The sequence below is a fragment of the Alteromonas sp. 5E99-2 genome, assembly GCF_017368475.1.
In the GTDB taxonomy this organism is placed as follows: Bacteria; Pseudomonadota; Gammaproteobacteria; order Enterobacterales; family Alteromonadaceae; genus Alteromonas_F.
On record NZ_JAFNJE010000028.1, the window covers coordinates 1 to 3,162 of the forward strand.

Sequence of the window (3,162 nt, forward strand, 5' to 3'; positions counted from 1 at the left end):
ATGAGCTGAATAGAAGTCTGGCGATGTGCTACTCTCACATGGGGAAACCCCACACTACCATCGCCGCTAACGTGTTTCACTTCTGAGTTCGGAATGGAGTCAGGTGGTACCACGTCGCTATTGTCGCCAGACATAAACTGGTTTAACAATTTAGGAAAGTCTGATATTCATCGTCAATCAAAGTAACTCACTACTCTAACTACGCTTAATTTGATTAGCATGTCTCACACAACACCACGTCTTTCGACGCTACTTTGGCGTTGTATGGTTAAGCCTCTCGGGCAATTAGTACAGGTTAGCTTAACGCCTTACAACGCTTCCACACCCTGCCTATCAACGTCTTAGTCTTAAACAACCCTTACACTACTTACGTAGAGGGATGACTCATCTTTGGGCCGGCTTCCCGCTTAGATGCTTTCAGCGGTTATCCGTTCCGAACGTAGCTACCGGGCAATGCCTTTGGCAAAACAACCCGAACACCAGCGGTTCGTCCACTCCGGTCCTCTCGTACTAGGAGCAGCTCCCATCAATCATCCAACGCCCACACCAGATAGGGACCGAACTGTCTCACGACGTTCTAAACCCAGCTCGCGTACCACTTTAAATGGCGAACAGCCATACCCTTGGGACCGACTTCAGCCCCAGGATGTGATGAGCCGACATCGAGGTGCCAAACACCGCCGTCGATATGAACTCTTGGGCGGTATCAGCCTGTTATCCCCGGAGTACCTTTTATCCGTTGAGCGATGGCCCTTCCATTCAGAACCACCGGATCACTATGACCTACTTTCGTACCTGCTCGACGTGTCTGTCTCGCAGTTAAGCTGGCTTATGCCATTGCACTAACCTCCTGATGTCCGACCAGGATTAGCCAACCTTCGTGCTCCTCCGTTACTATTTGGGAGGAGACCGCCCCAGTCAAACTACCCACCAGACACTGTCCACAATCCCGATTAGGGACCAATGTTAGAACATCAAACATACAAGGGTGGTATTTCAAGGACGGCTCCACACAATCTAGCGACTGTGCTTCAAAGCCTCCCACCTATCCTACACATGTAGGGTCAATGTTCAGTGCCAAGCTGTAGTAAAGGTTCACGGGGTCTTTCCGTCTAGGTGCGGGTACACAGCATCTTCACTGCAATTTCAATTTCACTGAGTCTCGGGTGGAGACAGCGAGGCCATGGTTACACCATTCGTGCAGGTCGGAACTTACCCGACAAGGAATTTCGCTACCTTAGGACCGTTATAGTTACGGCCGCCGTTTACCGGGGCTTCGATCAAGAGCTTCGCTTACGCTAACCCCATCAATTAACCTTCCGGCACCGGGCAGGTGTCACACCGTATACGTCATCTTTCGATTTAGCACAGTGCTGTGTTTTTAATAAACAGTCCCAGCCTCCTGGTCACTGCGGCCCTCATATGCTCATGAAGCAAGTCCAATCACACACAAGGGCGTACCTTCTCCCGAAGTTACGGTACAATTTTGCCGAGTTCCTTCACCCGAGTTCTCTCAAGCGCCTTAGTATTCTCTACCTGACCACCTGTGTCGGTTTGGGGTACGGTTCACATAATCATAAGTTTAGAAGATTTTCCTGGAAGCAGGGTATTTGCTACTTCAACACCGTAGTGTCTCGTCTCGTGTCTCAGGCATGTAGAATTCCGGATTTACCTAAAATTCAACCCTACGCACTTTCACTTGGGCTACCAACGCCAAGCTAGCATAACCTTCTCCGTCCCTCCATCACTGATTATATAAGTACGGGAATATTAACCCGTTTCCCATCGACTACGCATCTCTGCCTCGCCTTAGGGGCCGACTTACCCTGCCCTGATTAGCATGGGACAGGAAACCTTGGTCTTCCGGCGTGGGGGTTTTTCACCCCCATTATCGTTACTCATGTCAGCATTCGCACTTGTGATATGTCCAGCAAGCTTCTCAACTCACCTTCATCCACTTACACAACGCTCCCCTACCCAAAGTCCTAAGACTTTGCCGCAGCTTCGGTATATTACTTAGCCCCGTTACATCTTCCGCGCAGGCCGACTCGACTAGTGAGCTATTACGCTTTCTTTAAAGGATGGCTGCTTCTAAGCCAACCTCCTAGCTGTCTTAGCCTTCCCACATCGTTTCCCACTTAGTAATATTTTGGGACCTTAGCTGGCGGTCTGGGTTGTTTCCCTCTCCACAACGGACGTTAGCACCCGCAGTGTGTCTCCCGGATAGTTCTCATCGGTATTCGGAGTTTGCAAAGGGTTGGTAAGTCGGGATGACCCCCTAGCCTTAACAGTGCTCTACCCCCAATGGAATTCGTCCGAGGCTCTACCTAAATAGATTTCGGGGAGAACCAGCTATCTCCCGGTTTGATTGGCCTTTCACCCCCAGCCACAAGTCATCCCCTAACTTTTCAACGTTAGTGGGTTCGGTCCTCCAGTTGATGTTACTCAACCTTCAACCTGCCCATGGCTAGATCACCGGGTTTCGGGTCTATACCTTGCAACTATCGCCCAGTTAAGACTCGGTTTCCCTACGGCTCCCCTATACGGTTAACCTTGCTACAAAATATAAGTCGCTGACCCATTATACAAAAGGTACGCAGTCACCCCATAAATGAGGCTCCCACTGCTTGTACGTATACGGTTTCAGGTTCTATTTCACTCCCCTCACAGGGGTTCTTTTCGCCTTTCCCTCACGGTACTGGTTCACTATCGGTCAGTTAGGAGTATTTAGCCTTGGAGGATGGTCCCCCCATCTTCAGACAAGATAACACGTGTCCCGTCCTACTTAATATGTAAACAATGTATCTTCGTGTACGGGGCTATCACCCTGTATCGCTGTGCTTCCCAACACATTCCACTAACACATTGAATATCGGCTAATTCCCGTTCGCTCGCCGCTACTAAGGAAATCTCGGTTGATTTCTTTTCCTACAGGTACTTAGATGTTTCAGTTCCCTGCGTTTGCTTCTTACAGCTATGTATTCACTGCAAGATGACCCTAAGGCCGGGTTTCCCCATTCGGACATCGATGGCTATAATGCGTTTTGTCAACTCACCACCGCTTTTCGCAGACTTACACGTCCTTCATCGCCTCTAACTGCCAAGGCATCCACCGTATACGCTTAGTCACTTAACCATACAACCCAAAATAGCTTCGTCTTG

2 rRNA genes are annotated in these 3,162 nt (G+C 49.6%); both read right to left on the reverse strand.

Annotated features, from left to right (window positions below):
- Nucleotides 1-15: 15 nt before the first annotated feature.
- Nucleotides 16-131 (reverse strand): 5S ribosomal RNA (gene rrf / locus J3L16_RS15615).
- A 133-nt stretch (nucleotides 132-264) separates the two neighbouring features.
- Nucleotides 265-3,136 (reverse strand): 23S ribosomal RNA (locus J3L16_RS15620).
- Nucleotides 3,137-3,162 lie beyond the last annotated feature (26 nt).